The organism is Acinetobacter sp. CY79, assembly GCF_059515845.1.
The window spans coordinates 18,238-42,629 of sequence record NZ_JCAKMY010000016.1 but is presented as its reverse complement, the minus strand read 5'-3'; the positions used below and the strand labels follow the sequence as shown (position 1 = coordinate 42,629).

The window sequence follows — 24,392 nt, the reverse complement described above, 5'->3', positions numbered from 1 at the left end:
GTTTAGTGCTCATTCTATGCGTAATGAAACTTTGCATGGTTTTTTAATCCATCATCGAAAATATCGAGAGCGTAGCCATATTGTTCATTTATTTACTGAAGAATATGGTCGCATCGATGGTATTTTAAGGCAGATGCCTCCACCGCAATATCAACCGATTATTCTACAAGCCACAGGTAAGTCTGAACTCAAGAATTTTGCGAAATTGGAAATTTTGACACATCCAGTGTTCTTCCATGGAGATGCCTTTTTTGCAGGTTTTTATCTGAATGAAGTTTTACTGCGCTTATGCCCATTAGAAGAGGCTATGCCAGAAACTTTTCGGCAATACCAAATTACCTTGGCACAATTACAACATTTGGCAGATCAAGTGCATCCCAATGAATTCTTGAAACAAATTTTAAGACAATTCGAGCATGTTTTATTGGACGAGTTGGGTTATTCACTTAACTTTGCGATTGATTCAAAGCAAAATGAAATTCTTCCACAAGTAAGATACCAGTTTCAGCTGAATGATGGCTTTATGCCAGTCGCTCATCATTCCAATGCGACGCTGACGGGTGAATCTATTTTGTCGATGATTCACTATGAAAAGGGTACAGAATTTAACGCTGAACAGTTACAATTACTGGCTAAGCTTTACCGTCAAATGATTGCATCTTTGCTCGGTGATCGACCTTTAAAAAGTCGACAGCTTTGGATTCAGAATGCTCAGACCAAATCGCACTCTATGTCTCAATCAAAACCTCAATGAGAATATCAAACTCAATCAAATTAGGAAGATGTTATGGCTGCTTTGCTTGGTGTAAATATTGATCATGTTGCTACGCTTCGACAAGCACGCGGAACGAATTATCCAGACCCAGTTCAAGCTGCGCTGATTTGTGAGGAGGCGGGTGCTGAAGGGATTACATTGCATTTGCGTGAAGACCGTCGCCATATTCAAGATGATGACGTGAGACGCATGCGTCCAGTGCTTAAAACACACATGAATTTAGAGCTTGCCGTCACAGCTGAAATGATTGCATTTGCCAAAGAAATCAAACCGCAGCATGTGTGTTTTGTGCCTGAAAAGCGTGAAGAAGTGACCACGGAAGGTGGTTTGGATGTGGTTGGACATTTTGAAGATGTGAAAGCTGCTACTGCTGAACTGACTGCAGTCGGTTGTGATGTATCCTTGTTTATCGATGCTGATTTTGCTCAAATTGACGCTGCTGTTGCATGTGGTGTACCTACCATTGAAATCCATACAGGTGCGTACGCAGATGCTGAAACGCCAGAAGCTCAATCGAAAGAATTAGAGCGTATTGTGAAAGGCGCAGAGTATGCGGCATCTAAAGGATTGGTTGTAAATGCTGGACATGGGCTTAATCTGTCTAATGTAGCTCCAATTGCTGCGATTTCACAAATTCACGAATTAAATATTGGTCATTCGATTGTGGCTGAAAGTGTATTTGTGGGCATGACGCAAGCAGTTAAAGATATGAAAACGGCGATTAAATCCGCTCGCTAATTGAAACGAACTAAAGTACGAAGATGTCTAATTTGAATTACGATGAACTCATGAAGCCTGTGATTGGCTTCTTGGGCTGTGAAACACCAAAAGCTTGGTTGGATGAAGCTGTAAATAATCTTGATATTTTGATGCAAGATCACGCCAACTGTGAAAAGAAGGCAGCAAGTACAGCGATGAACTTAATGTTTCGTTATAGCTTCTTTTCAGATTTGCAGATTAAGCTTGCTCAGCTGGTTCGGGAAGAAATGCTGCATTATGAGCAAGTCTTAGAATTTATGGCAAAGCGTGGTCAAGCATGGTCATCAATCAGTGCTGGACGTTATGCAGGTGGATTACGTAAAGAGGTGCGTACGTATGAGCCTGAAGCGCTAATTGATATTTTGGTGATTGGTGCTTTTGTTGAAGCGCGCTCGTGTGAGCGTTTCTACGCACTTGCACCGCTGGTTGACGAAGAATTAGGGCGTTATTACCGTTATCTTCTCAAGTCTGAATCTCGCCACTATGAAGACTATTTAGCGCTTGCGATTGATGTGGCTAAAAATCATCAACTTAAGAATCCTGAAGAAACGATTCAAACTCGTATTGATCATATTCGTGAAGTTGAGAAGGATTTGATTTTAACGCCTGACGAATTATTCAGATTCCATAGTGGTGTACCTGCTAAGGCTGCTTGATGAATTGAAAATATAAAGCCCCTTACGAGGGGTTTTATTTTATCTGTCAGAGTTCTGAAAATATTTCATTCCAATTTTTATCATATAGCTTTGGCATAGTGCCTAAGGATGAAAGTAGTGGTTCATCATTCACTTTCCATGAATCTAGTTCATAGAGTTGATTTTCTGCATCTACATTAATCCCAATATAGATAGGGGTATTGTCAGTATCTAAGCAATATACATTAACGATATATTGTTTCATGCATCGTCTATTTTGGTTATTCGTTAGAAACATAATAGATCCCATTCCGCCATCAGTTAATTCTTGAACCATGATTCGGTCTAATTCGATCGGTTCTGGTTTTAGATCCGCAGGAATGAGCAATAAAATTCTTTTAATTAATCTTTTTTCTAAAAGTGTGAGTTTTCTCATTTTTATTATCCAATAAAAAAAGCCCACTTCATGATGAGTGGGCTTTTTAGTATTTGGCTCTCCAACCTGGGCTCGAACCAGGGACCTGCGGATTAACAGTCCGTCGCTCTACCGACTGAGCTATTGGAGAATCTGAATGCGATTATAAGGGGATTTAAAGTTGGGTCAAGTCAAAACTGTCATGTTTTCTTCATTTTGCTGTTAGATGCTTTTTATTTAGACGAATAGGTTTAAATTCTCAAAAAAACTTGCGTCGTGTGAATTGTGTTGATAAATTAATTTACAGAACAGAATGTTTAAGACAACTTAAACAGTGTGGATTTAACCAACTTGCCAGCACTAAATGGCTAAACATGGAGAAAGCGGATGAAGACGCTCACTATCCCTCAGATTTTTTCAAATCTCGCATTTTATAAAGAAAACTATCTCAATATCTTAAATACACCCGACACTTATTTCACAGAAGTGGACGGCGCGTTTGTTGATTTATTTCCATTCAAGAAACAACATCTTTTTTTAGGTGATTTACTTCAGCTTTGGTTTTCTGAAAAATGGTCTGATGATGTAACGCCATCGCATCGCATCGAAGAATATCTTGCTGCTCAAGATATTAAAGATTATGCATCTAAACATGTGTATATCTACTCGATTAAGGGCAATGCTGTGACAGGTGTGAATACATCGCAAGTCTGGGATCAGAATAGTCAACTGGTTCAACAAGTTGAAGTACGTTCACCGCTCAAATATTATGTGGAGTTGGTAAATTGTCCACGACCTGATCGCTCATATTCAATGCATCAATCTTGTGCTTAATTTTTGATAAAACTAAATCTTTAGGATTTTTAAAAACAAGATTCGAATATTAAAGATCTGGGTTATTAGGTTCTAGAAGATATTTGCATAAATAACAACGTAAATAGTCAGTTGATATCATGCATTGTTGATCATATTCGAGGTGAGTCTAATGAGCCTATGCGCTATGTATCTATTTAGCATTTACTCAGATACTGGATGAAGTGTAAAGAGTCATCCAGATTCTAAGTATTCATTCTAGGCATTAGGGTCTAATGATCATACATGTTGCAGTTGCATGTGCATACAATTTACCATTTTCATCGATGATTTTTCCTTCAGACATGGCTAAATTCTTAGAGACATTGATTATCTCGCCAATAGCAGTCAGTGTTTGATCTTTTGGAATGGGGCGACACATTTTAATATTGAGATCAATGGTGCCATAGCCAACACCTGCTTCTAAAACGGTGTGAATTGCACAACCTGTAACGGTATCGAGTACGGTTGCTGCAAATCCACCATGAACGCCGCCTAAAGGATTGAGATGGCGTTTGTCTGCTTGAACTTCGAATGTCACTTGACCACTTTCAATTTGAGTGGGTTTCATGGGAATGGTTTCACTGATACTTGCAGGTGGAATATGTCCAGCAGCCATGGCTTGAAGGAGTTGTAAGCCTGTCATTTCTTTTGGATTCATTCTTTTTTCCCTTTATTTCACTTTGCGCAATTTTAATTTGGTATTCACAAGTTCTAAAATAGAACTTGTGAATACCTTACACAATTGTATAAAGTAAGGTCAATGTCAACAGAATTGATAGTAATGGAAGATTGAGTCATGAAATGGACGGAAGCCACGGAGCAAAATTGTCCTATCGCTCAAAGTCTAGCGATTTTTGGCGATCGTTGGACGCTATTGATTATCCGAAATGCATTTTTAGGAATGACGCGTTTTGAACATTTCCAAAAAAATTTAGGTGTCACGCGTCATGTTTTGGCTGAACGTCTTGCTCGCTTGGTTGAGCATGGAATTTTCGAAAAGAAAGCCTATATAGATCGTCAGCAACGTTTTGAGTATGTATTGACTCTAAAAGGTCAAAACCTTAAACCTATATTGATGGCAATGGTCGAGTGGGGTGTAAGTTGGACTGAGGCTGAGATTTCAACTCAAATGATCTCTAAGCTGAAATAGGAGAAGCTAAAATATAATAAAAAGCCTAATGAACGCATCTATATTTGCATGTATAACATTCCAAAGCGATCGACCTCATCAGAAATTTAAACAGCAATAACGGTGAATACCATGCAGGGAAAGTGTTTATGCGGGGAAACGGTTTTTAGTTTTGAATTAATCAACCATGATGTACATGCGTGTCATTGTTCTATTTGTCGTAAGCAGACCAGTGGTGCAAACATGACGATTGATATTGAAATGGACAGTTTAAAATTTTTAAAAGATCATAACCTATCCATCTATGCATCATCAGATTGGGCGGAACGTGGTTTTTGTAATCATTGTGGAACGGTATTGTTTTGGCGGATGAAGGATCAAAACTACGTTAATATCAATGTATTTGCCATTGAACATGCTCCTTCAAATTTGAACTTTAATACTGAAGTTTATATTGATCATAAGCCTGATTTTTATGCGTTTAAAAATGAAACACTGAAGCTGACAGAGGCAGATGTCGTTGCATTATTTAATGAAGATTAAAAATTAAAATTTTATTAATTAAATGAATAATTTAAATGGATAATAAATTTAGAGAATGTCCAAATGATGGTTGCATTTTAGATTTCTATAAAGGGGTTTATGAGGCTGTATATGTAGTTCTTCATCCCTTTTACTATAGTACTATCATTGATTTCAATGAGATAGACGACGAGAGTTGGCCTAGCGATACGGAGTTACTTAAACATTGCAATACGATATTGTGGAAGGATATTTTAGAAATTGCGAAATTTAATAACTTAAGTGAAATAGATATTGGCTTGAGAACCTCCATAGGGGGATTAAAAAAAGACCTGGAAGCTCCTGTGCTTGCAGAAAAAATCAGAAAACTCTTTTTTGATCAAAAAATTATTTCACCAGAATCAACAGGTCTAATTTCACCATTTGTTTTTAAAAAGATTTTTAGCAGTATTCATAGACTTGCTATTAATCAGATGTTGTTGATCGACGAGTTTTGTCTCGAAATTCCTAAAGTGAGAGACATTGAAACAATCGTGAATAATCTGAGCATTGAGCGAGGGAGTTATTATTTTGATAATAATACTTTACTTGTAACAACACATTGGGATAGTCACTGTAGCTTTGTTTGTGGATCAAAAAGCTTATTAGATCAATTTGTTGCGCTAAGCCAATTAGAAGGATTTTTTTGTTCAAACAAAACCCAAGTATATTGGGGGATATATGATTTATAAATTTTGAATTAAAAAACCCGCAACTTGTGCGGGTTTTATTTTATCCGGAAAATTTCAGATTATTTTTCAGCAGCAATAGATGCAATTGCAGCATCAACGCCTTCAATTGAATCAGCAGCTTTCTTAATACGAGCAAGGGCATCAACAAGAACTTCGTCAGCAGTTGCATAAGAAATACGCATGAAACCACCTAAACCGAATGCATCACCCGGAACAACTGCAACACCCGTTTCTTCCAATAACCATTCAGAGAATTCAGTGCAAGACTTTAAGCCTTTAGCACGAATAAGCGGGCGGATGTTTGCGTATGCATAGAATGCACCATCAGCAGGTAAGCAAGAGATACCGTTGATTTCATTCAAACCATTCACAACGAGGTCATGACGACGTTTGAATGCTTCAATCATAGGCTCAAGAACATCTTGAGGACCATTCAATGCAGCTTCAGCGGCAACTTGAGAAATAGACGTTGGGTTTGAAGTCGATTGAGATTGGATTTTTTTCATTGCGCCAATAAGCTTAGCAGGACCTGCTGCATAGCCAATACGCCAGCCAGTCATTGCATATGCTTTAGACACACCGTTCAGAACGATTGTGCGGTCATAAAGGTCTGGAGCTACCGTTGCAATGTTATAGAACTCATCATCCCAACGGATTGGTTCGTACATATCATCAGAAGCGATATACACTTCTGGATATTTACGCAGTACATCAGCCAAAGCTTCAAGCTCAGCTTTGGTGTAGATCATACCTGTCGGGTTTGAAGGGCTGTTTAAAACAACTAAACGCGTTTTGTCAGTAATTGCTGCTTCTAATTGAGCAGGTGTGATTTTGAAACGTTGTTCTTCACCACATTTTACAATGACAGGCACGCCTTCAGCGATGATCACCATATCTGGGTAGCTTACCCAGAAAGGAGCAGGGATAATGACTTCATCGCCTTTGTTCAACAATGCTAAAGCAAGGTTGAAGAATGATTGTTTACCGCCACAAGAAACCAAAATTTGGTTAGCTGCATAGTCAAGATTATTGTCACGCTTGAACTTAGCAATGATTGCTTTTTTAAGGCTTGGCGTACCGTCTACAGCTGTATATTTGGTAAAACCATTGTTAATTGCTGCAATTGCTGCATCTTTGATGTGTTGCGGAGTATCGAAATCCGGTTCACCTGCGCCAAGACCAATGACATTTTTGCCAGCTGCTTTGAGTTCAGCAGCTTTATTGGTTACAGCAAGTGTAGGGGACGGTTTGATGGCATTAACACGATCAGAGAGACGTACGTCCACGGCATTATTCCTTCTTATAGGGATTAAAAAATAAAAAAGCACACTATCTTAGCTTAAATTTTGCTAGTAGGTCTTATCAATTCACATCTTATTGCTAAAAAATAAAATAAAAATATTAAATAAATGTTTTATCGTTGAATGATTAGCCAAATACAAGGTGACTCGCAAAAAAACTGTTTTTTCCGTACAATAAGCTTAGATTGAATTGAGTTATAGCAATGAGCACGCAAAACCCTTCCCCAAAAAAGCCAGTCGTGAAATTACCTTTCCCAGTAAAGCAAGTAAATGATGCTAAAGCTGCGGATGAAGAAGTTGAAGATTTACGTCCAAAGCCACAACCTTATGCGGATCGTACTTGGATGCCACCCCGTGGTACACGTCGTTCTTTTGGTAAGCGTTAATTTTTATAAAGTTGAAGAATAAAAAAATAGGTGCATCAAGCACCTATTTTTTTATTTAAAAATTTGATTTGATTAGATGAAGTTTAGCTTTTGATCTAGGTCCGTTAGATCGTAACGCTCACCTGTGTAGAACTCAATAGTTTCAACTTTATGTTTGTCACTTGCAGCCCAGTCTTTGATGGTGATTTTGTCTTGACCATTTTGCAGTTGAAGGACTAAATCTTTACCAGAGCTGTTCACAAGTAAATCATTTACATTGATACCTTTGCCAAACAGAATGGTGTCGTTACCGCCTTTTTCATAGATCGTGTCAACACCGAAACCGAGTTCAAATTCATAAGTTTCATTGCCTAAACCACCTTTGAGTTGGTCATTACCAGTACCACCATTCAAGATGTTGATTAGACCGCCATTCGCCTCAAGTGTATCGTTACCTGCACCACCAAATAGACTATTATTTCCAAGGTTACCTTTAATAATATTATCGTCTGCATTACCAGTACCGTTAATATTGCTATTGCCTTGAAGTGTTAAGTTTTCAACATTTTTGGTTAAGCTAAAGTTAGATGCAGAACTGAAAACAGTATCAGTACCTTCATTGGCATGTTCAAGAACGAAGTCATTGTTTGATTTTACGTGATACGTATCGTTACCACGACCACCCACAAGTACATTGATGCCTTCACCACCATCTAAGATGTCGTTGCCCCAACCACCAAATAGCAAGTCATCGCCTTTACCACCATAAAGCTTATCGTTACCTACACCGCCTTTGATCACATCATTGCCAGCTTTGCCATTCAATGTTGTACCAAATGGATTGATAGTGCTGACGATATTGGTATTAGGATTCAGGATGTTGGTCGCAACTGCAACGCTTCCAGCTAGATCACCTGCATATGCATAAGCAATTTGAGTCAATGTGTTAACCAATTGGTCTTTGGAAGAGAAGCCATTTTGCAACAGTTCACCATTAATGTACTGACCTACAAAGTTCAAGCCTTCGGTAGTAATTTGCCCCACGACATCCAATAGACTTGCCCCACCTTTAAGATTTGCTTTCACTACATCCCCAAGTAACTCGACGTACCATGAGAATGGGCGACTTGCTCCACCATTGAGTTCAGATGTGTCTACACCGAGATAGTGGTCTAAAATACTTGCAGGAGTAATGCCTGTCCAATCACTTAAAGTACCACCAAGGTTGTTAAGTGCTTGAGTCGCATCCATGTGGACTAGACCATATTTACCGTCAGAGCTTGGTAAGTAACCCACTGGAACAACTTGGTTGCCCTCTGCATCTTTAACACCATTCAAGAAATTATCAGCTAATGTTTTAATCAAAACATTCGATGCTTGATAGAAATCTTCATTAGTAAATTTAATACCTTTCTCTGCTAATGATTTCTCAGTGCCTAAGCGTACATACTGATATAACAAACTCTTAGGATCAGCAGTTGCAACAGCTTCAGCCACTTTAAGCCAGTTTTTAGTTCCTTGATCGACTGCATCATTTGAAGCTAAATCATCTTTGATTGCTGTATAGATTGGACGCCATAAGTTACTTACCTTAAGCGAAGGTGCTTCTGAGAACTTTTTATAAAGTTCTTGAACTTGGCGGAACGTTGCTTCACTCACCAAATAACTTTTTTGACCCAATATATCAACTGAGCTTGGTTTTCCAGTTGAGCTTGATTGATTTGGATTATTTGGAACTAAAGGCCATGTAGGAAAGATAGGCTGAACAGAGCCAATAGGCCATTCATTATCGTAATGCGTTGGATTAACAGGAACTGTTCCACCGATCCCTTGGCCCACAGTTGTTAAAATATCTGAAATTTTATCGATGATTGTATCACCAGTTTTATGCGCAATTTCAAAACCAGGAATTAGCTGATTACCAGCAAGCCCAAGCGGTGAAGCCGCATCGAAAACATCATTTACAACGTTACTAGTACCAATAATCGCATTACCAATTAATTCACTTGGAACATTCAATAAGCTATCTAAAGTTAATTCTTGATCAACCCATTCATTTTTATGATGTGTATCTTTAGCTTCGACTGTTGAACCTAGAGCTGAACCGACACCACTAACGGTTGATGTTACCGCATCTACAATTTTATCACCCAATTCGTGAACTGCTTCAAAAGGTTTACCCAATAAAGCATTACCTGCAAGACCAAGCGGAGAAACCACATCAAGTACTGTATTTACAGTATTAGCAACAGTCACTAAACCATTACCCACTAACTGAGCTGGGATAGAAAGCACTGAACTTGCTTTGAAATCTGGTAGATAGTTGAAAATAGGAGAATCTTGAACACCACCAGACACTTTATCTAGAACATTATCAATAAGACCGGTAACTAAGCCAGGCTGAGCATCAGTCCATTCATTATCATAATGTGTATCATTAGGTTGAACCGTTCCACCTATAGCTTGACCTAATTTATTTAAACCATCTGAAACAGCATCAATAAGAGTATCGCCAGCTTTATGAACAGGTTCAAATCCAGGAATAATGTTATTGCCTAGAATCGCGACAGGTGCAGCAGCGTCCAGAACATCATTCACAATATTTGTCGCACCAATGACGACATTGCCAACTAAATCACCTGGAACTTTCAGGATATTATCGAGAGTTAGCTCTTGATCGACCCATTCATTTTTATGATGTGTATCTTTAGCTTCGACTGTTGAACCTAAAGCTGAACCGACACCACTAACGGTTGATGTTACCGCATCTACAATTTTATCACCCAATTCGTGAACTGCTTCAAAGGGTTTACCCAATAAAGCATTACCTGCAAGACCAAGGGGAGAAACCACATCAAGTACTGTATTTACAGTATTGGCTACAGTCACTAAACCATTACCCACTAACTGAGCTGGAATAGAAAGTACTGAGCTGAACTTGAAGTTGGGTAAATAATCCAACGATTTAAATAAGGCCATTTTTAATTATCTCTTAACAAGGAAGATTTTTTAAACTTTTATTATTGAGTTATAGTAATAAAAGTGTGATTATGATCACACTTTTTAAGCGAATTAGAATTGTGAATTGTTAAACAATTCGATGAATTTTTTATGAAAAGCTTTCAGGAAATATTGCTAAATGAAATAAATTTCAATTTTTAAATAATATAAGTGGATCATTAAAATGATGAACCACTTTCATAGTCTTACTATGCAATAAGGTGAAAGATGTAGCGCTTATAAAAAAGACAAGCATAAAGCTTGTCTTGTGAAGTTTTTTTGAAATCAAATTAAAAAAATAACTATTCACTGCAATTATTTTCAGCTCTAAGATATGCATAATAATCATTTTTTTGTTTATACATCGCTTGATCCGCTCGTTTCAGCATGCAGTCAATTGGCTCATCATCTATAGTAGATGCATAACCCATGGATAGACTAATAGGATGCGCCGAGTAATATTGGTTATCAATATTCAATAATTCTTGAATAGTCATTAAAGTAGATTGTACGGTAGTCTCATTCGCACCTTGCATAAGCACGACAAATTCATCACCGCCAATGCGAGATGCAGTGAAGCTCGTATTATTGATGGTACGCTCTAAAATGTTTCCCATTCGACGTAAAATTTCATCACCTGCATCGTGACCATAGGTATCATTGGTTTCTTTTAAACCATTCATATCAATAAAGATCGCAGATACTGGTCGTACAAGTGCTCTTTCTAAGCGATGGAGTTCTTCAGTGAAAAATGAACGATTACACAATTTGGTCAATACATCGTGCTTACCTAAATATTCAAGGTAATTTTCTGCTTTTTTACGCGCTGTAATATCGGTCAATGCCAGTTGAACCAAACTCCAATCGTGTTCATAACCAGGGAACACAGTAAACTGGAGCAAGACGTTGCGAACAGTACCATCAAGTGCGTAATTTATTGCCTCACGACTATGATGAATTTTACCATTCCACAGTTCAATGAGCTGTTCTTTAAAAGTATGATGCATTTCTTTGCTAAATACTTTATTTAAGCTTTTGAACATCGAATTTTTATCGTTGGCTTTAAACAAATCTAAAGTGGCTTGGTTGACATCTAAAAGAATAATGTCTTCAATGCACTGCTGTACAAAATCTTGATGAACATCAAGAAAGGTACGGAAATCTTCAATACCGATACGACGGAGATGATCCATACGCAATTTAACGCGGCTAAAATCTTCGACCCACAGCGATGTTGGTGAATAGTTAAAACGGGCTTCTGCGAGTCGTCTATTTTTTTCTTCTAAGCGACTAGCATTTAAATAATCAGTAATATCTTCTGTTGTAATCAGAACGCGATCTAAAGTTTCTTCAGAACCGGGAAGCACAACAGCGCGTAATTTAATATCTAGACGACGACCTGAAATTGAATAATTGGTGGCGGTGCTGTTAAATTCTTGGTTACCTTCCCATATTTGTATTAATTCAAATAAGTGAGATTGAAACATATCTTGCTGAAAAATCACACTCAAATTTTGCGTGAGGTGTTTCAGATTTCTAGCTTCAAAAAGATCTAAAGTCTTCTGATTGACACGTAGAATTTTAATCAGGTGAGCGCAATAAGCAATACGAGATTGATCTTCTTCTAAAAACGTTTTTAAATCTTGGATACCCTCGGCTTTCCAGAGATCCAGCTGTTTTTTGACTTCACTGAAATCTTCAAGCCACATTGGAATGGGGGATAAATCAAAAATCGAAGAGTCTAAAAGCTCCATGATTATAATGCCTGCTATTTCTTATTTATTCACTAAAATATATCATCAAAAACAACGTGATAGCAAATACACTTGCTTTAAAATCTGTGCTGTATAGTCACTTATTTAAATATTTTGAGAATTAATACTGTGTTTGCAGCTTTATAATTATAATTATAATTCTACAGATAGAGTTCAAAAATATAGATTAAATTTTCAGCTTGAACAGTGTCTTTGGATATTAAATTTATCGTGAACTCATTAACGCGTAATGATTTCTTTTGTGACGATACATATTTTGGTCTGCAGTTTTAATCAAGTGGGCAATATCACCGACTTGAGTTGTACTCGATATGCCCATTGAAACACTCAAAACCCGACCATGAGCATTCGCGTCCATAATTTTTCTGTCAATTTTTGAATACAGTTCCATAGCATCTTGCTCATCAGCATTTGGCATAAGAATAACAAATTCATCTCCACCAACTCGTGAAACAGTATATTTAGAATCTTGAACGACATCAGAGAGAATCGAAGAAAATTGTTTCAGTAATTCATCACCAAAATGATGGCCTTTAAGATCATTCACATCTTTTAATCCATTTAAATCCATATAAATGCAAGACAAAGATGAAACTTGTGCGTTTTGCAATCTTGCAACTTCCTCCATAAAAAAAGTACGATTGTGTAATTCTGTGAGTTGATCGTACTTACTCATAAAATTAAGGTGATTTTCTAATTTTTTACGTTCTGTAAAATCTGTGTAAGCAATTTGAATGGTTTTCCAAGAGTCTGACAGGTCTGGAAAAATATTCAATTTCTCTAAAACGTAAATTTCTTCGCCAGTGGAAGTGAAGTATTGAACCTCTGTTTGGTATTCGAAATCAGTTGGATTGGCATAGGTACGCGCCAAACTCAGTAACTGAGTTTTAAAATGTTTCAATATCTCTTTAGAGTAAATACTTGGAATCTGCTGGTTAAATAAATCGCTATCCAGTTTAAATAAAGATAAAAATGCTTTATTTACATAAGTCGACTGAATAGAGTTAAAGCATGATAAGACAAATTCCGGATGTGTTTCTATATATTTTGGCAAATCAAAGATTTGATTACTATTTAATAGATCAAAGCTTTTTTTGATTTCACTGTAATCTTTTACCCACAATGCTGTAGGGGAATGCATAAAAATAGATTCGGCAAATCGGCGAGCATTTTGGTAATCAGAAATATGTTCAGTGGTCAGTAAAAGTAATCCCCAAGTATCTTCATATCCAGTGACTATATTGGCACTTAATTGGATGTCGATTTGCTTACCTTTACAGGTATAGTTCACAACTGGGATGGCATAGCGCAATTGATGATTCCAAAGCGCACAAAAAAACTTAATTTGGTAACTGGTGACTTCAGGCGTTAAAAATTTAATGAAATTTTCCAAAATCTCATTCAAATCCTTGGCTTCATAAAGATCAAGTGTACTCTGATTCACATGCAAGGTATGAATAGTGGCTAAACACTCATTGAGGCGACCCAAATCTTCATGCAGAAATTCTTCAAAATTCTCCACACCATCATCTTTCCAACGTTGGAATATTTTTTTAACGCCACTAAAGTCTTGTAACCACATTGAAATTGGGGACAGATTAAAGATTGTTAAATCAAACTGCTCCATCCTGAATTACCTATAACTTTCGCTTAACGTGCTTTATGATTAATATAAGGCATTGTTTTATAAATAATCAATCACTGATACAGTGATTTAGATAAATTTATAAATATCATAAGAAAATCATTTTTTGGCTCTGTGCGCTGCTCTAGGTGGTGAAATTTCTCTTAGGCCTGTCCAAACGTCAATAAAGTCTTTCTCATTGATATGATATAGCTCTAACAATGCCAAAATTACGCCACCGAAAATGAGATTACCTTCTACATCTTCTTTTAGCTCAGGCAAATGTGTAGCGACATTATGCAAAATGTCTTGGATTTCAAAGATTCGATCGCGACCATTACTATCATGTGGATACATCGGAGTATTTACAACAATCGTGGCTAAGCTTTTTTCCGCATCAGTCAAATCAAGTTGTTGAATTTGTTCTGCAGCATTGTCATTGGCGATAATGTCTTCACAAATAAAGGTATGTAAAAGACGTTGCGTGAGTTTAGGTAAGGTTCTCTCTACGAAAGGGCGGAAAGATTCAGGGAAAATCACGTTTTTTGAAATACCTTTAAACATGGGGGCTATTTCTTCAACTTTATAGCCCGCAACCCCACAGCCTATAGCTGTAATAAAGTAAGTATTATTGGGGTGATTTTTCGTATAAATTTTAAAATCTTCAATATAGTGTTCAATTTGTGATAGTGGCATTTGCTGTAAATGCTCATTCATCGTTGGAATAGCGTAACTTTGTCCAGACCAGCCACGTCCAGCACCTTTTATTGCACCGAAATGCTGAAGAGCAATCTTTGCAGCTCCACCTTGATGGGTACCTGCCATATTGCTACCAAAAACAAAAATGGTGTTTTCAGCTAAAGATTTGATAATGCTCTCATCATGATACTGGTAAGTCATAGGGTTCACACTGCTGAATAGGCTTAATCTCATGTTGCAGTTGATTCGATTAATGGTCAAGTTAAACTTAGTGCTATCTATTTTTAATCGTATTTATTTGGCCATAATCATGGAAATAAACACTCTTCAACATTTAACTGTGTAGAGTTCTGATACACTTTATTTCATTACGAATCTTTTTAAATGTTGCGAGATAAATTGTGAGTGACAGCCGTCCTTTTGAACTGGTAACCAACTACAAACCTGCAGGGGATCAGCCTCAAGCTATTGAGAAGTTGGTAAATGGTGTGAGGCAGGGATACAAGGATCAGTTACTCCTTGGGGTAACGGGTTCAGGTAAGACCTACACGATGGCTAATGTGATTTCCCAATTACAACGTCCAACCATTGTAATGGCACATAACAAAACACTCGCAGCGCAATTGTACGGCGAATTTAAAGCATTCTTCCCCAATAACGCTGTTGAATACTTCGTTAGTTATTATGATTATTATCAGCCAGAAGCTTATGTGCCTTCGTCAGATACCTTTATCGAAAAAGATTCAGCCATTAATGATCATATTGATCAAATGCGTCTGTCGGCAACACGATCATTATTAGAACGTAAAGATGCGATCATCGTTGCATCAGTGTCCGCGATTTATGGTTTGGGTGACCCGAATGCTTACATGAGCATGTTATTGCATATTGTTCAGGGTGACCGGGTGACTCGAGATGATCTGATTCGCCGTTTAGTAGAAATGCAATATACTCGCAACGAGCTTGAATTCTTACGTGGTACGTATCGCATTCGCGGCGAAATCTTAGATATTTTCCCTGCTGAATCAGATCAAAATGCCATCCGTATTGAATTGTTTGATGATGAAGTGGATTCAATCCGATGGTTTGATCCTTTAACGGGGAAAATGGTACGCAAAGTACCTCGCATTACCATTTACCCAAAAAGTCATTACGTTACGCCAAAAGATAATCTTCAACGTGCAATTGGAACGATTCGTGAAGAACTCAAAGAACGCTTAGAGTTCTTTAGAGCACATGATAAGTTGCTTGAAGCACAGCGTATTGAACAACGCACGCGTTATGATTTAGAAATGATGCAACAGTTGGGCTATACCAACGGCATTGAAAACTATTCCCGTCATTTATCTGGTCGACCTTCGGGTGAAGCACCCCCAACGTTATTTGATTATATTCCTGAAGATGCCTTATTGATTATTGATGAATCGCACGTTTCTGTTCCTCAAATTGGTGCAATGTATAAAGGTGACCGTTCACGTAAAGAGAATTTGGTGAATTACGGCTTCCGTTTGCCAAGTGCTTTGGATAATCGTCCAATGAAATTTGAAGAGTGGGAGCGAATCATTCCAACAACGATTTATGTCAGTGCTACGCCAGCAAAATATGAGCTCGAGAAGTCTCAACAAATTGCTGAACAAGTGGTTCGTCCAACAGGTTTGATTGATCCTGAAATTGAAATCCGTCCTGTGCTGACGCAGGTCGATGATGTGTTGTCCGAAATCAATGCACGACGAGAGTTAAATGAACGCGTCTTAGTCACTACATTAACCAAGCGAATGGCAGAAGATTTAACGTCTTACTTGAAAGAATATGGTATTAAAGTTGCCTATTTACACTCTGATATTGATACGGTTGAGCGCGTCAAAATTATTCATGAATTACGTAGTGGTATCTACGACGCCATCGTAGGAATCAACTTACTTCGTGAAGGTTTAGACATGCCCGAAGTTTCTTTAGTGGCAATTTTAGATGCTGATAAAGAGGGTTTTTTACGCTCTGAACGATCGTTGATTCAAACCATTGGTCGTGCTGCGCGTAATCTGAAAGGTAAAGCAATTTTGTATGCAGATCGAATTACGGACTCGATGCGTAAAGCGATTGATGAAACAGATCGACGCCGAACAAAGCAAATTGAATTTAACCTTAAGCACGGGATTACTCCTCGCTCGGCTGTTCGGCAAGTGGTGAAAGAATTGGATACGGGAGAGGTACTAGATGATGATCAAATTGAACAAAGCATATCAGATCAAGCCCGTGCATTAAGTGCAGATGAACGACATATTTTATCTGATCCTAAGCTGTTGGCGAAACAATTAGCAAAACTTGAAAAAGAGATGCTTAAGGCTTCTAAAGAATTACAGTTTGAACAGGCAGCTCGATTTCGAGACGAAATTGTACGTTTAAAAGCGCAGCTCATCCAATAAAATGATCCCATATAAAGAATATGATTTTGGATAATTAATTGTTCAAAATCATTACATAACACTACATTTATATGTTAAGAAATAGTGTTACTTTAAAAATGAAAAATAATATTCCTTAAACTTTCATCATCCGCAGGTCAAAATATGGCTATTAAAACTCTTCCGAAAACCAGTTACAAAGTGGGTAAAATTGTTATAGGTAGTGCTTTGCTTGTAGGATTAAGTCTTGCAACTATGACACATGCTAAAAATCCACCGCTTAAGCCAGTAGACAGTGTTGAGCTGGATCGTTATTTAGGTGTGTGGTATGAAGTTGCAAGAAAGCCACTCTATTTTCAAAATAAGTGCGATCGTGATGTTTCTGCAACTTACACTTTAAATGAAAATGGCAATGTGAATGTAGACAATAAGTGCTATTCAAAAGACGGCAAATTAAACCAGTCTGTTGGTGAAGCTTTTGTTCAAAACGCACCTGCCAATTCAAAATTGAAAGTGAGCTTCCTACCAACTGCAATCCGTTGGTTGCCGCTAGGTCGTGGTGATTATTGGGTGCTTAAAATTGATGATGATTATCAAACAGTTTTAGTAGGTGAGCCTGATCGTAAATATATGTGGGTACTTTCAAGAAATGCACATCCGAATGAGCAAGTTGTAGGTGAGTACCTAGACTACGCAAAATCAGTAGGTTATGACCTCAGTGATGTAATCAAAACCAAACACACAGAAAAATAATTTTAAAAAGCCAAGCGATGATTTGCTTGGCTTTTTTTGATCACTTTTAGAATAAAATCAAATCCTAAACCATTCTATGATGCTTAAAAATAGATATTTAATACTCGATATCCACTATTAGCTCAATTCTTAGCAATTTAACACTATAATGCCTGCATACTTTGGTTGGAACACTCAATGTTTAAAGGCATCGCGTTATCAGTGTTAGCATCAGTCACTTTTGGTGTCTTGTATTTCTACACTCAATTTTTAAAGCCTTTAGACAGTGAACAAACCTTTGCATGGCGGATGCTAGCAACAATCCCTTTCTTGACGCTTTTTTTATGGTGGACTGGTGATTTAAAACGGGTTGCAAGCATATTTCGCCGTATTCTCAAACAACCGATATTGATTATATGGTTACTGTTTAGTTCGTTTTTATGTACCACTCAATTATGGCTATTCCTTTGGGGGCCTATTAATGGTCGTGGACTAGAGGTATCGCTCGGATATTTTTTACTACCACTGGTGATGGTCCTTTTTGGTTGTCTTCTATATAAAGAAAAGCTGTCGAATTGGCAGATCGCCGCAGTCATTTGTGCTGTGATTGGCGTAAGTCATGAAATATGGCGTATAGGAACAATTGCTTGGGAGACTGCTTATGTGGCCATTGCTTATCCTGTTTATTTTTTCTTAAGACGTAAGTTTCAAACTGATCATCTAGGCGGCTTTTGGTGGGATTTATTCCTGGTGCTGCCTATGGCATTGTATTTAGTATTGAGTTATAGCGATCCGCTAGGCATGTTTGTTTCATTCCCTCATTTAATATGGGCAGTAATGGGTTTAGGTTTTTTAAGTGCGTTTGGGCTGGGCAGTTATATGCTCGCAAGTCGTTATTTGCCTTTTGTTATATTTGGATTACTGAGTTATTTAGAACCCGTACTTTTAGCATTTGCTTCCATTATGCTTGGCGAGCGAGTTGAGGGTGGGGAATGGTTGACTTATATCCCAATTTGGTTTGCAGTCGGACTTTTGGTGCTAGAAGGTGTGGTATATATGTTTAAGCGTAAAAATAATACTGAAAACTTGCAGTTTAATGTAGAAAAAACTAAAGAAAGAATTGGGAATTGAAAGTTTTTGTTTTTTAATCATTTATTTTTATTTTATATTAAAGGTGTATATTAAATAAACTATTTGGAGCTGATTAATTAGAATTTTAAATAGACCTCTTGCAAAAGTCAAAAAATATACAAATAAAGATAATGATTTTTAAGAACTTTTTTACGTCAAAAATCATTAAAAACTGCACTTACGCAAGAGGTCTAATATTTAAAATCAGATGATTATTTAATATGTTTAGTTTGTATGTTAATTAAAACTTAACAGTGGTGGATTATCAACCAGATATTAAATAATAGATAACTAGTTAACATTATTTATTTTTTGTGTTACTTTAATCAAAAGAATATAATATAACCACACTATGATGATACCATATCAAATTCGAGCAACGTTGTTGCAGATGGAACCGAGTTTAGATGCGAACTGGGAGGAGCTCTTAGCGAATATTTTCGAAGGGGCTGACATCGACGTTCGTGAAGAAATTGATCGTCAAATTTTAAAACCTAAAGAAATTCAATGGAATCGCGTCACGAATAGCTTTGATTATCGGGTAACCAATTCTCTTGCTATCCTAAAGCATAGCTTTGCTAGCGAACGTATGCGTTCGATTGCCACAAAATTAAGTCATTCCATCAATTGGCTTAAAAATATTACTGATCCTATTCAAATTGCAGATTATTTAGAAAATGCCTTGCACCAAATTGATCAAATTCCAGTAGAGGATGATCTTAAGTTGCAGCGTGAAAAAATGATGATGCGTCGCGTCTATCTTCAAGATGTTGCAAAATTAATTCGAACAATAGACATTGATCCTCCAGGCGGTGTTCGTGGTTTAACGCCGAACCAAATTAAAAGCTTTATTGTTGAGGTCTACATTAAGCAACAATTGTTGGGGTATTGGTTTAAACCCTTACTTGCTCGATCTTCAGCAATGATGGATCACCCATTTTTTAAATTTTGGTTGTTAAAAGAGCAGTCTGTACGCCGTTTTGATATTGTTAAGACTTCCGAATATCTATTTATTATTGCTCCAGTCAGTAATTTTGAAAATAATCCTTATTCGATTCGTCGATTCTTGTTTGAAGATTTTCTTGATTATAACGAACAAATTTTTCTCAATGGTATTGTCTTAGACATGAGTCGTTATACCGAAAAAGGTTACATCGACGAATTTACCAAGCAAGTTCAAATGATGATCACGGTACAGCATCAAGTACATAAAGACGTGATCTTAATCGTTCAAGAGTTTGAAGAATTAGCTGAGAGAAAATTGATTCCAATGCTGACGCAAACGATTGGAACGGGTGGAGGTAAAAACTCAGATGTTGTTGCAAAACAACATATTCGTAAGTTTGAATCTATATTGACCAATGATCTTTTGATTCCTTTACATGATGCACTACGTAATCACATTTCCCATTTAGAAGAATACCAATACCTATTTGTCAGTATTCATCGTATATTTTCCGATATTTTGGCGCATTATAAAGACTTCAAAGAACAACCTGCTTTGTTCTTTAACCATACCATTCAATTGTTTGAATATCAGTTGTTAGCTTATGTGAAGTTACTCGAAAAGCGCAAAGAAGAAATCTTTGTTCCGATGAATATCTATGAATGGAAGGTGATGAATGATCGTTCCGAGCAACCTATTCTGACCCTACAAAAAGACTTAACTCGTCACATTCAAGATTATCGAGAGACAACACTCTACATTGGCCGTTTAAAGAAAGAGCAAGCTGAAGTGCAAGGTTCTTTTATGAAGCGTATGATGCGAGGCGATAAATTAGATAAAGAACTTCAGCAAGTTTCACATGCCGCGATTCGAATAAAAAAACAGGCTTATTTAGATATTTTGAGTATTCCTAAAAACTTTCGTAAATATTCTGTGTTTATCGAATTTGAAAGTTTCACAGCGACCAGTGAGTTAGAGCGTCATTATGCATTTCCTTCGGGTGATAATGGCGTCACACGCCTACCTCTTTTGGTCAAAATTCCTGAAAACCTAGAACATTTTAATCTGGAAGAGCTGAATAACTCGATTAGCTATGATTTGAGATTCTCCCCTGCGGGCTAAATAACGGATTTACTTCAAATACTTTAGGTGCTTTAGTTACCATATTTTGAGTTGAATTTGTTTGATATTTAAGGGAATTCTAAGATCATTTTTTTGCAAAATGATCTTATTTGCTTTTTAAATTGATAATAAATTCAAGGTGATATTTAAGCGAATCAAATTAAAAAAGAAACTCTTGCAAATTAAAACGTAGTTTTGATTTCAACTCTTAGATAATTCCATTACAATTGTTGGGTTTAAGAATTTAATGCCTAGACATATAAACTAGAGGAAGTATCTGTGAGCAAAGACACAATCGTTGCCCTACATGCAGAGCACCAAGGTCGCTGGAAAAACCGTGAAGAACTTGCGGAACGTATGATTTCCCTATTGGGTCAGTTATACCGTGAAAAAAATATCGTAGCGTCTGTTTATGGTCGCTCGTTAATCAATCGTTCAGTGATTCAAATCCTTAAGGCTCACCGCCGTACACGTGTTATGGATGTTGAACTTTCTGTTGTTCATACTTACCCAATTCTAGAAGCGTTGGCTAAAGTTGAGAACATTGGTTCTGCTGAAGTTGATCTAGGTAAACTTGCTGTTGAATATAAAGAAAAAGGCGGCGACATCGATGCATTCGTTGCTGATGCTGTTCAGTCTTTAGAAGGTAATGCTAAAACTGTAGCACACAGAGATGTTGTTCTTTACGGTTTTGGTCGTATTGGGCGTATCCTTGCACGTTTAATCATTAGCCAATCTGGTTTGGGTCGTGGTTTAAACTTGAAGGCAATTGTTGTGCGTAAATCATCTGATGGTGATTTGGAAAAACGTGCTTCTCTTTTACGTCGTGATTCTATTCACGGTCCATTTGCAGGCACGATTTCTGTAGATGAAGAGAATGAAGCAATTATTGCAAATGGTAACTTCATTAAAGTGATCTATGCGTCTAATCCTTCAGAAGTGGATTACACTGCATATGGTATTAATAATGCACTTGTGATTGATAATACGGGTAAATGGCGTGATTCAGAAGGTCTTGCTCAACACCTTAAATGTCCAGGTGCTGCACGTGTGATTTTGACTGCGCCTGGTAAAGGTGACATGAAGAACGTTGTCTTTGGTGTGAACCAAGCTGACATTCTTGATGAAGATCAAATCATCTCTGCTGCAAGTTGCACAACCAATGCAATCACACCAACACTTAAAGTGTTGCATGATAAATACACAGTGTTAAATGGTCATGTCGAAACAGTTCACTCGTTTACAAATGACCAAAACTTGATTGACAACTACCATAAAGCGGACCGTCGTGGTCGTGCTGCTACTTTGAATATGGTGATTACTGAGACTGGTGCTGCTAAAGCAGTGGCTAAAGCACTTCCAGCACTTCAAGGTAAATTGACTGGTAACTCTGTTCGTGTACCGACACCAAACGTATCACTTGCGATTCTTAACTTAACCTTAGATAAAGAAGTAGATCGTGAAGAAGTAAACGAATATATTCGTCAAATTTCAATCGGTTCTAGCCTTCAAGGTCAAATTGGTTATACCAACTCGACTGAAGTGGTATCGTCTGATTTTATCGGTTCGCGTACTGCGGGTGTATTTGATGCGCAAGCGACAATTGCATCGGGTAACCGTTTAACAGCCTATGTTTGGTACGATAACGAAGTCGGTTATAGCTGCCAAGTATTGCGTATTGCAGAACAAATGGGCGGCGTAAGCTATCCAAAAGTTCCAGCAGAAAAAACTGCTTAATATGTGACCTATAAAAAAAGAGCTTCGATGGAAGCTCTTTTTTTGACTTATAATGACAAGAAAATAATATAAATAGACATAAACTTGAAAGAATAAAATCATTAAATTACACAATAGCGTATACAATTTCTCATAATATGAGAATTGTATGAAATAAAAATAATAGTCACATAAGGATTATGCATTGCAATTAAAACATGTGCTCAGTGGATTGGCATTCATTGTGATCGCGACAATATGTGGAGTGCTCATGGCAATATGGGTGTTTAAGCACTTTAACATCTATATTCCCTTGGAAAATCAAAATGTCAGTATTGATTTACAAGAGCCTTTAGAAGCCAAAGTAAAAATTCACGATGCACTGGATGTCGATGTGACTGGGCGAGTAAATGCGTCAATTCCGATTAAAGAAACTCTAAATATCCCTTTAAAGCAAACACTGAATCCAACGGTGTACTTTGATAATCAAGTGCCGATTAAAACCATGATCCCTGTACGTGAAAATCTCACCATTCAGCAAGATATGTTTGTCGATACTAAAGTGAAGGTGAGGGTGTTGGGTAAAGATATTAGCTTGCCTTTAAAAGGTAATATCCCGATTAACCTAAATGTACCAATTAAAATGGATGTGCCTTTGGAGCAAATGATTCATCTTAAATTTAATGCACCCGTTGAGACGGTTTTAAAAGAAAATTTAATTGTGCCATTGGATGCAACGCTGAAAACCAATATTCCCATTAAAGGTCATTTAAATGTACCCATAAAAACTGCACTTAATGCATCGGTAGATGTTAAAAATACTTTGCCTGTGGTGATTGAAAAAGGAGATTTAAAAATTCCTCTAAACTCAGTTAAACTTTTTAAATCCCAGCCAAAAGAAGTAATAGCATCAAAACCACCTGTGATCAACGATACAAAAAATAAAAATGAAATAAAGCAAATTCAAAATCAGACAAATCAAACAAATGAGTCAAAGACTATAAGTTCAAAAAATTTGCCTGAAAAGGTTGCCCAATAATGGTTTTTTATCGGTCAATTAAAGTTTGGGTAATCATTTTTTTGATCATTACTGGTCTAGTCGCAGTTTTATTTTGGTTATATTTAAATATCCAAGCTTCGATGCATGTTACAGCAAAGGATTCTAAGATTAGATTACCAGCGTCTTTGCCTGTAAAAATTGATGTTGGAAATTTCTTGGAAACGCAAAGTATCGGGCGACTTAATACTCAAATTGATTTAGATCGTAAAGTGAATATCGACTTAAAAGGCAAATATCTCGCCAATTTAAAATTTGTGGTTGAGGTTCCTGTCGCAGTGGATGTGGATTATAAAACCAATATTGTGATTGATCAGACAATGCCTTTAAGTACGACTTCTGATTTGGTTTTTCCACAAAGATTTATGCCGAAATTGCCTTTAAATTTGGATATTCCTGTGAAGTTAGAGGTGCCATTTCACTTGAAAAGGCAGTATACGGTTCCTATTCAGATCTCTTTTGATGGACTGGTTTATCTTGATTTGAATGAAAAACTGCAATTAGCGGTTAAACATCAATTTAATCCTGTATTGAATGTCAATGATCCAATGACGATGGAACGTATTTCTAGTTTTAATGCCACAATGACCAATACAGTGCAAAACACAAAAGCCAATTTAGAATTGAAAATGGATTTGCCGCTTAAAAATATCCATCCATAAAGAAGCGTTGAAGTTTAAACTTCAACGCTTAGCGACAAC

General features: G+C 37.1%; 21 protein-coding genes, 1 tRNA gene and 1 pseudogene. 15 read left to right on the top strand and 8 right to left on the bottom strand.

Features of this window, described 5'->3' with window-relative positions:
* Nucleotides 1-16: 16 nt before the first annotated feature.
* Genes recO through AC5YCE_RS08335 form a run of 3 tightly spaced genes read left to right on the top strand, consistent with a single transcriptional unit; the run spans nt 17 to nt 2,190 of the window.
* Entirely contained in the window at nt 17-754 is a 738-nt protein-coding gene (recO, locus tag AC5YCE_RS08345) for a DNA repair protein RecO (protein ID WP_496126068.1), read from the top strand.
* Between the two features lie 33 nt (nt 755-787).
* Nucleotides 788-1,513, top strand: coding sequence for a pyridoxine 5'-phosphate synthase (gene pdxJ / locus AC5YCE_RS08340; RefSeq protein ID WP_496171688.1), 726 nt, complete (start codon nt 788-790; stop codon nt 1,511-1,513).
* Nucleotides 1,514-1,536: 23 nt separating this feature from the next.
* Nucleotides 1,537-2,190: a MiaE family protein gene (locus tag AC5YCE_RS08335; protein ID WP_496171687.1), complete on the top strand. Its 654-nt coding sequence runs from the start codon at nt 1,537-1,539 to the stop codon at nt 2,188-2,190.
* Between the two features lie 46 nt (nt 2,191-2,236).
* On the opposite strand, the gene AC5YCE_RS08330 is transcribed toward AC5YCE_RS08335, so the two are convergent.
* Together AC5YCE_RS08330 and AC5YCE_RS08325 are read right to left on the bottom strand one after the other, a co-directional pair.
* The gene (locus tag AC5YCE_RS08330; RefSeq protein ID WP_496171686.1) at nt 2,237-2,605 is read right to left on the bottom strand and encodes a DUF6984 family protein; all 369 of its coding nucleotides are present in this window, start codon (nt 2,603-2,605) and stop codon (nt 2,237-2,239) included.
* 54 nt (nt 2,606-2,659) lie between these two features.
* Nucleotides 2,660-2,735 (bottom strand) — tRNA-Asn (locus AC5YCE_RS08325).
* Nucleotides 2,736-2,971: 236 nt separating this feature from the next.
* Between AC5YCE_RS08325 and AC5YCE_RS08320 the strand changes: the two genes are divergently transcribed.
* Entirely contained in the window at nt 2,972-3,418 is a 447-nt protein-coding gene (locus AC5YCE_RS08320; RefSeq protein ID WP_496171685.1) for a hypothetical protein, read from the top strand.
* A gap of 244 nt (nt 3,419-3,662) precedes the next feature.
* Here AC5YCE_RS08320 and AC5YCE_RS08315 read toward each other — a convergent pair whose 3' ends face one another.
* On the bottom strand, nt 3,663-4,097 hold the full coding sequence (locus AC5YCE_RS08315) for a PaaI family thioesterase (RefSeq protein ID WP_496171684.1): 435 nt from the start codon (nt 4,095-4,097) through the stop codon (nt 3,663-3,665).
* A 138-nt stretch (nt 4,098-4,235) separates the two neighbouring features.
* Between AC5YCE_RS08315 and AC5YCE_RS08310 the strand changes: the two genes are divergently transcribed.
* The 3 genes from AC5YCE_RS08310 to AC5YCE_RS08300 all read left to right on the top strand — a co-directional run bounded on the left by AC5YCE_RS08310 (nt 4,236) and on the right by AC5YCE_RS08300 (nt 5,821).
* On the top strand, nt 4,236-4,589 hold the full coding sequence (locus AC5YCE_RS08310; protein WP_496171683.1) for a winged helix-turn-helix transcriptional regulator: 354 nt from the start codon (nt 4,236-4,238) through the stop codon (nt 4,587-4,589).
* Between the two features lie 111 nt (nt 4,590-4,700).
* A complete protein-coding gene (locus tag AC5YCE_RS08305; RefSeq protein ID WP_496171682.1) occupies nt 4,701-5,111 on the top strand; it encodes a GFA family protein in 411 nt (136 codons plus the stop codon).
* A gap of 35 nt (nt 5,112-5,146) precedes the next feature.
* On the top strand, nt 5,147-5,821 hold the full coding sequence (locus AC5YCE_RS08300) for a DUF2711 family protein (RefSeq protein ID WP_496171681.1): 675 nt from the start codon (nt 5,147-5,149) through the stop codon (nt 5,819-5,821).
* A 59-nt stretch (nt 5,822-5,880) separates the two neighbouring features.
* Here the strand turns inward: AC5YCE_RS08300 and AC5YCE_RS08295 are convergent, their stop codons facing one another.
* On the bottom strand, nt 5,881-7,107 hold the full coding sequence (locus AC5YCE_RS08295) for a pyridoxal phosphate-dependent aminotransferase (protein ID WP_496171680.1): 1,227 nt from the start codon (nt 7,105-7,107) through the stop codon (nt 5,881-5,883).
* A 218-nt stretch (nt 7,108-7,325) separates the two neighbouring features.
* Here AC5YCE_RS08295 and AC5YCE_RS08290 point away from each other — a divergent pair, with 218 nt between their 5' ends.
* Nucleotides 7,326-7,508, top strand: a complete 183-nt coding sequence (locus AC5YCE_RS08290; RefSeq protein ID WP_496127225.1) for a hypothetical protein — start codon at nt 7,326-7,328, stop codon at nt 7,506-7,508.
* Between the two features lie 72 nt (nt 7,509-7,580).
* Here the strand turns inward: AC5YCE_RS08290 and AC5YCE_RS08285 are convergent, their stop codons facing one another.
* The 4 genes from AC5YCE_RS08285 to AC5YCE_RS08270 all read right to left on the bottom strand — a co-directional run bounded on the left by AC5YCE_RS08285 (nt 7,581) and on the right by AC5YCE_RS08270 (nt 14,786).
* Nucleotides 7,581-10,466 (bottom strand): calcium-binding protein, encoded by a 2,886-nt coding sequence (locus tag AC5YCE_RS08285; RefSeq protein WP_496171679.1) that lies wholly within the window; start codon nt 10,464-10,466, stop codon nt 7,581-7,583.
* Between the two features lie 323 nt (nt 10,467-10,789).
* On the bottom strand, nt 10,790-12,241 hold the full coding sequence (locus tag AC5YCE_RS08280) for a sensor domain-containing diguanylate cyclase (protein WP_496171678.1): 1,452 nt from the start codon (nt 12,239-12,241) through the stop codon (nt 10,790-10,792).
* A 226-nt stretch (nt 12,242-12,467) separates the two neighbouring features.
* Nucleotides 12,468-13,889 (bottom strand): diguanylate cyclase domain-containing protein, encoded by a 1,422-nt coding sequence (locus AC5YCE_RS08275; RefSeq protein ID WP_496171677.1) that lies wholly within the window; start codon nt 13,887-13,889, stop codon nt 12,468-12,470.
* A 117-nt stretch (nt 13,890-14,006) separates the two neighbouring features.
* Nucleotides 14,007-14,786 carry an A1S_2505 family phage non-structural protein gene (locus tag AC5YCE_RS08270; protein WP_496171676.1) on the bottom strand — a complete coding sequence of 260 codons (780 nt, stop codon included), beginning with the start codon at nt 14,784-14,786 and terminating at the stop codon, nt 14,007-14,009.
* Nucleotides 14,787-14,986: 200 nt separating this feature from the next.
* Here AC5YCE_RS08270 and uvrB point away from each other — a divergent pair, with 200 nt between their 5' ends.
* The 7 genes and pseudogenes from uvrB (at nt 14,987) to AC5YCE_RS08235 (ending at nt 24,353) form a co-directional block, all read left to right on the top strand.
* Nucleotides 14,987-17,008 (top strand): excinuclease ABC subunit UvrB, encoded by a 2,022-nt coding sequence (uvrB, locus tag AC5YCE_RS08265; protein WP_496127237.1) that lies wholly within the window; start codon nt 14,987-14,989, stop codon nt 17,006-17,008.
* A 144-nt stretch (nt 17,009-17,152) separates the two neighbouring features.
* Nucleotides 17,153-17,740 carry a lipocalin family protein gene (locus tag AC5YCE_RS08260; RefSeq protein ID WP_496127236.1) on the top strand — a complete coding sequence of 196 codons (588 nt, stop codon included), beginning with the start codon at nt 17,153-17,155 and terminating at the stop codon, nt 17,738-17,740.
* A gap of 177 nt (nt 17,741-17,917) precedes the next feature.
* The gene (gene rarD / locus AC5YCE_RS08255) at nt 17,918-18,850 is read left to right on the top strand and encodes an EamA family transporter RarD (RefSeq protein ID WP_496171675.1); all 933 of its coding nucleotides are present in this window, start codon (nt 17,918-17,920) and stop codon (nt 18,848-18,850) included.
* A gap of 352 nt (nt 18,851-19,202) precedes the next feature.
* The gene (locus tag AC5YCE_RS08250) at nt 19,203-20,918 is read left to right on the top strand and encodes a hypothetical protein (RefSeq protein WP_496171674.1); all 1,716 of its coding nucleotides are present in this window, start codon (nt 19,203-19,205) and stop codon (nt 20,916-20,918) included.
* 279 nt (nt 20,919-21,197) lie between these two features.
* Nucleotides 21,198-22,655 carry a glyceraldehyde-3-phosphate dehydrogenase gene (locus AC5YCE_RS08245; protein WP_496126990.1) on the top strand — a complete coding sequence of 486 codons (1,458 nt, stop codon included), beginning with the start codon at nt 21,198-21,200 and terminating at the stop codon, nt 22,653-22,655.
* Between the two features lie 184 nt (nt 22,656-22,839).
* Nucleotides 22,840-23,574 (top strand): annotated as a pseudogene (locus AC5YCE_RS08240) (MFS transporter); the annotation flags it as partial.
* Nucleotides 23,575-23,672: 98 nt separating this feature from the next.
* Entirely contained in the window at nt 23,673-24,353 is a 681-nt protein-coding gene (locus tag AC5YCE_RS08235; RefSeq protein WP_496126991.1) for a hypothetical protein, read from the top strand.
* Nucleotides 24,354-24,392: the final 39 nt, after the last annotated feature.

Coding starts and splice junctions, on each gene's coding strand:
- recO (WP_496126068.1), top strand. CDS start 17: ATGCGTAATGAAACTTTGCATGGTTTTTTAATCCATCATCGAAAATAT.
- pdxJ (WP_496171688.1), top strand. CDS start 788: ATGGCTGCTTTGCTTGGTGTAAATATTGATCATGTTGCTACGCTTCGA.
- AC5YCE_RS08335 (WP_496171687.1), top strand. CDS start 1,537: ATGTCTAATTTGAATTACGATGAACTCATGAAGCCTGTGATTGGCTTC.
- AC5YCE_RS08330 (WP_496171686.1), bottom strand. CDS start 2,605: ATGAGAAAACTCACACTTTTAGAAAAAAGATTAATTAAAAGAATTTTA.
- AC5YCE_RS08320 (WP_496171685.1), top strand. CDS start 2,972: ATGAAGACGCTCACTATCCCTCAGATTTTTTCAAATCTCGCATTTTAT.
- AC5YCE_RS08315 (WP_496171684.1), bottom strand. CDS start 4,097: ATGAATCCAAAAGAAATGACAGGCTTACAACTCCTTCAAGCCATGGCT.
- AC5YCE_RS08310 (WP_496171683.1), top strand. CDS start 4,236: ATGAAATGGACGGAAGCCACGGAGCAAAATTGTCCTATCGCTCAAAGT.
- AC5YCE_RS08305 (WP_496171682.1), top strand. CDS start 4,701: ATGCAGGGAAAGTGTTTATGCGGGGAAACGGTTTTTAGTTTTGAATTA.
- AC5YCE_RS08300 (WP_496171681.1), top strand. CDS start 5,147: ATGGATAATAAATTTAGAGAATGTCCAAATGATGGTTGCATTTTAGAT.
- AC5YCE_RS08290 (WP_496127225.1), top strand. CDS start 7,326: ATGAGCACGCAAAACCCTTCCCCAAAAAAGCCAGTCGTGAAATTACCT.
- AC5YCE_RS08285 (WP_496171679.1), bottom strand. CDS start 10,466: ATGGCCTTATTTAAATCGTTGGATTATTTACCCAACTTCAAGTTCAGC.
- AC5YCE_RS08280 (WP_496171678.1), bottom strand. CDS start 12,241: ATGGAGCTTTTAGACTCTTCGATTTTTGATTTATCCCCCATTCCAATG.
- AC5YCE_RS08275 (WP_496171677.1), bottom strand. CDS start 13,889: ATGGAGCAGTTTGATTTAACAATCTTTAATCTGTCCCCAATTTCAATG.
- AC5YCE_RS08270 (WP_496171676.1), bottom strand. CDS start 14,786: ATGACTTACCAGTATCATGATGAGAGCATTATCAAATCTTTAGCTGAA.
- AC5YCE_RS08260 (WP_496127236.1), top strand. CDS start 17,153: ATGGCTATTAAAACTCTTCCGAAAACCAGTTACAAAGTGGGTAAAATT.
- rarD (WP_496171675.1), top strand. CDS start 17,918: ATGTTTAAAGGCATCGCGTTATCAGTGTTAGCATCAGTCACTTTTGGT.
- AC5YCE_RS08250 (WP_496171674.1), top strand. CDS start 19,203: ATGATGATACCATATCAAATTCGAGCAACGTTGTTGCAGATGGAACCG.
- AC5YCE_RS08235 (WP_496126991.1), top strand. CDS start 23,673: ATGGTTTTTTATCGGTCAATTAAAGTTTGGGTAATCATTTTTTTGATC.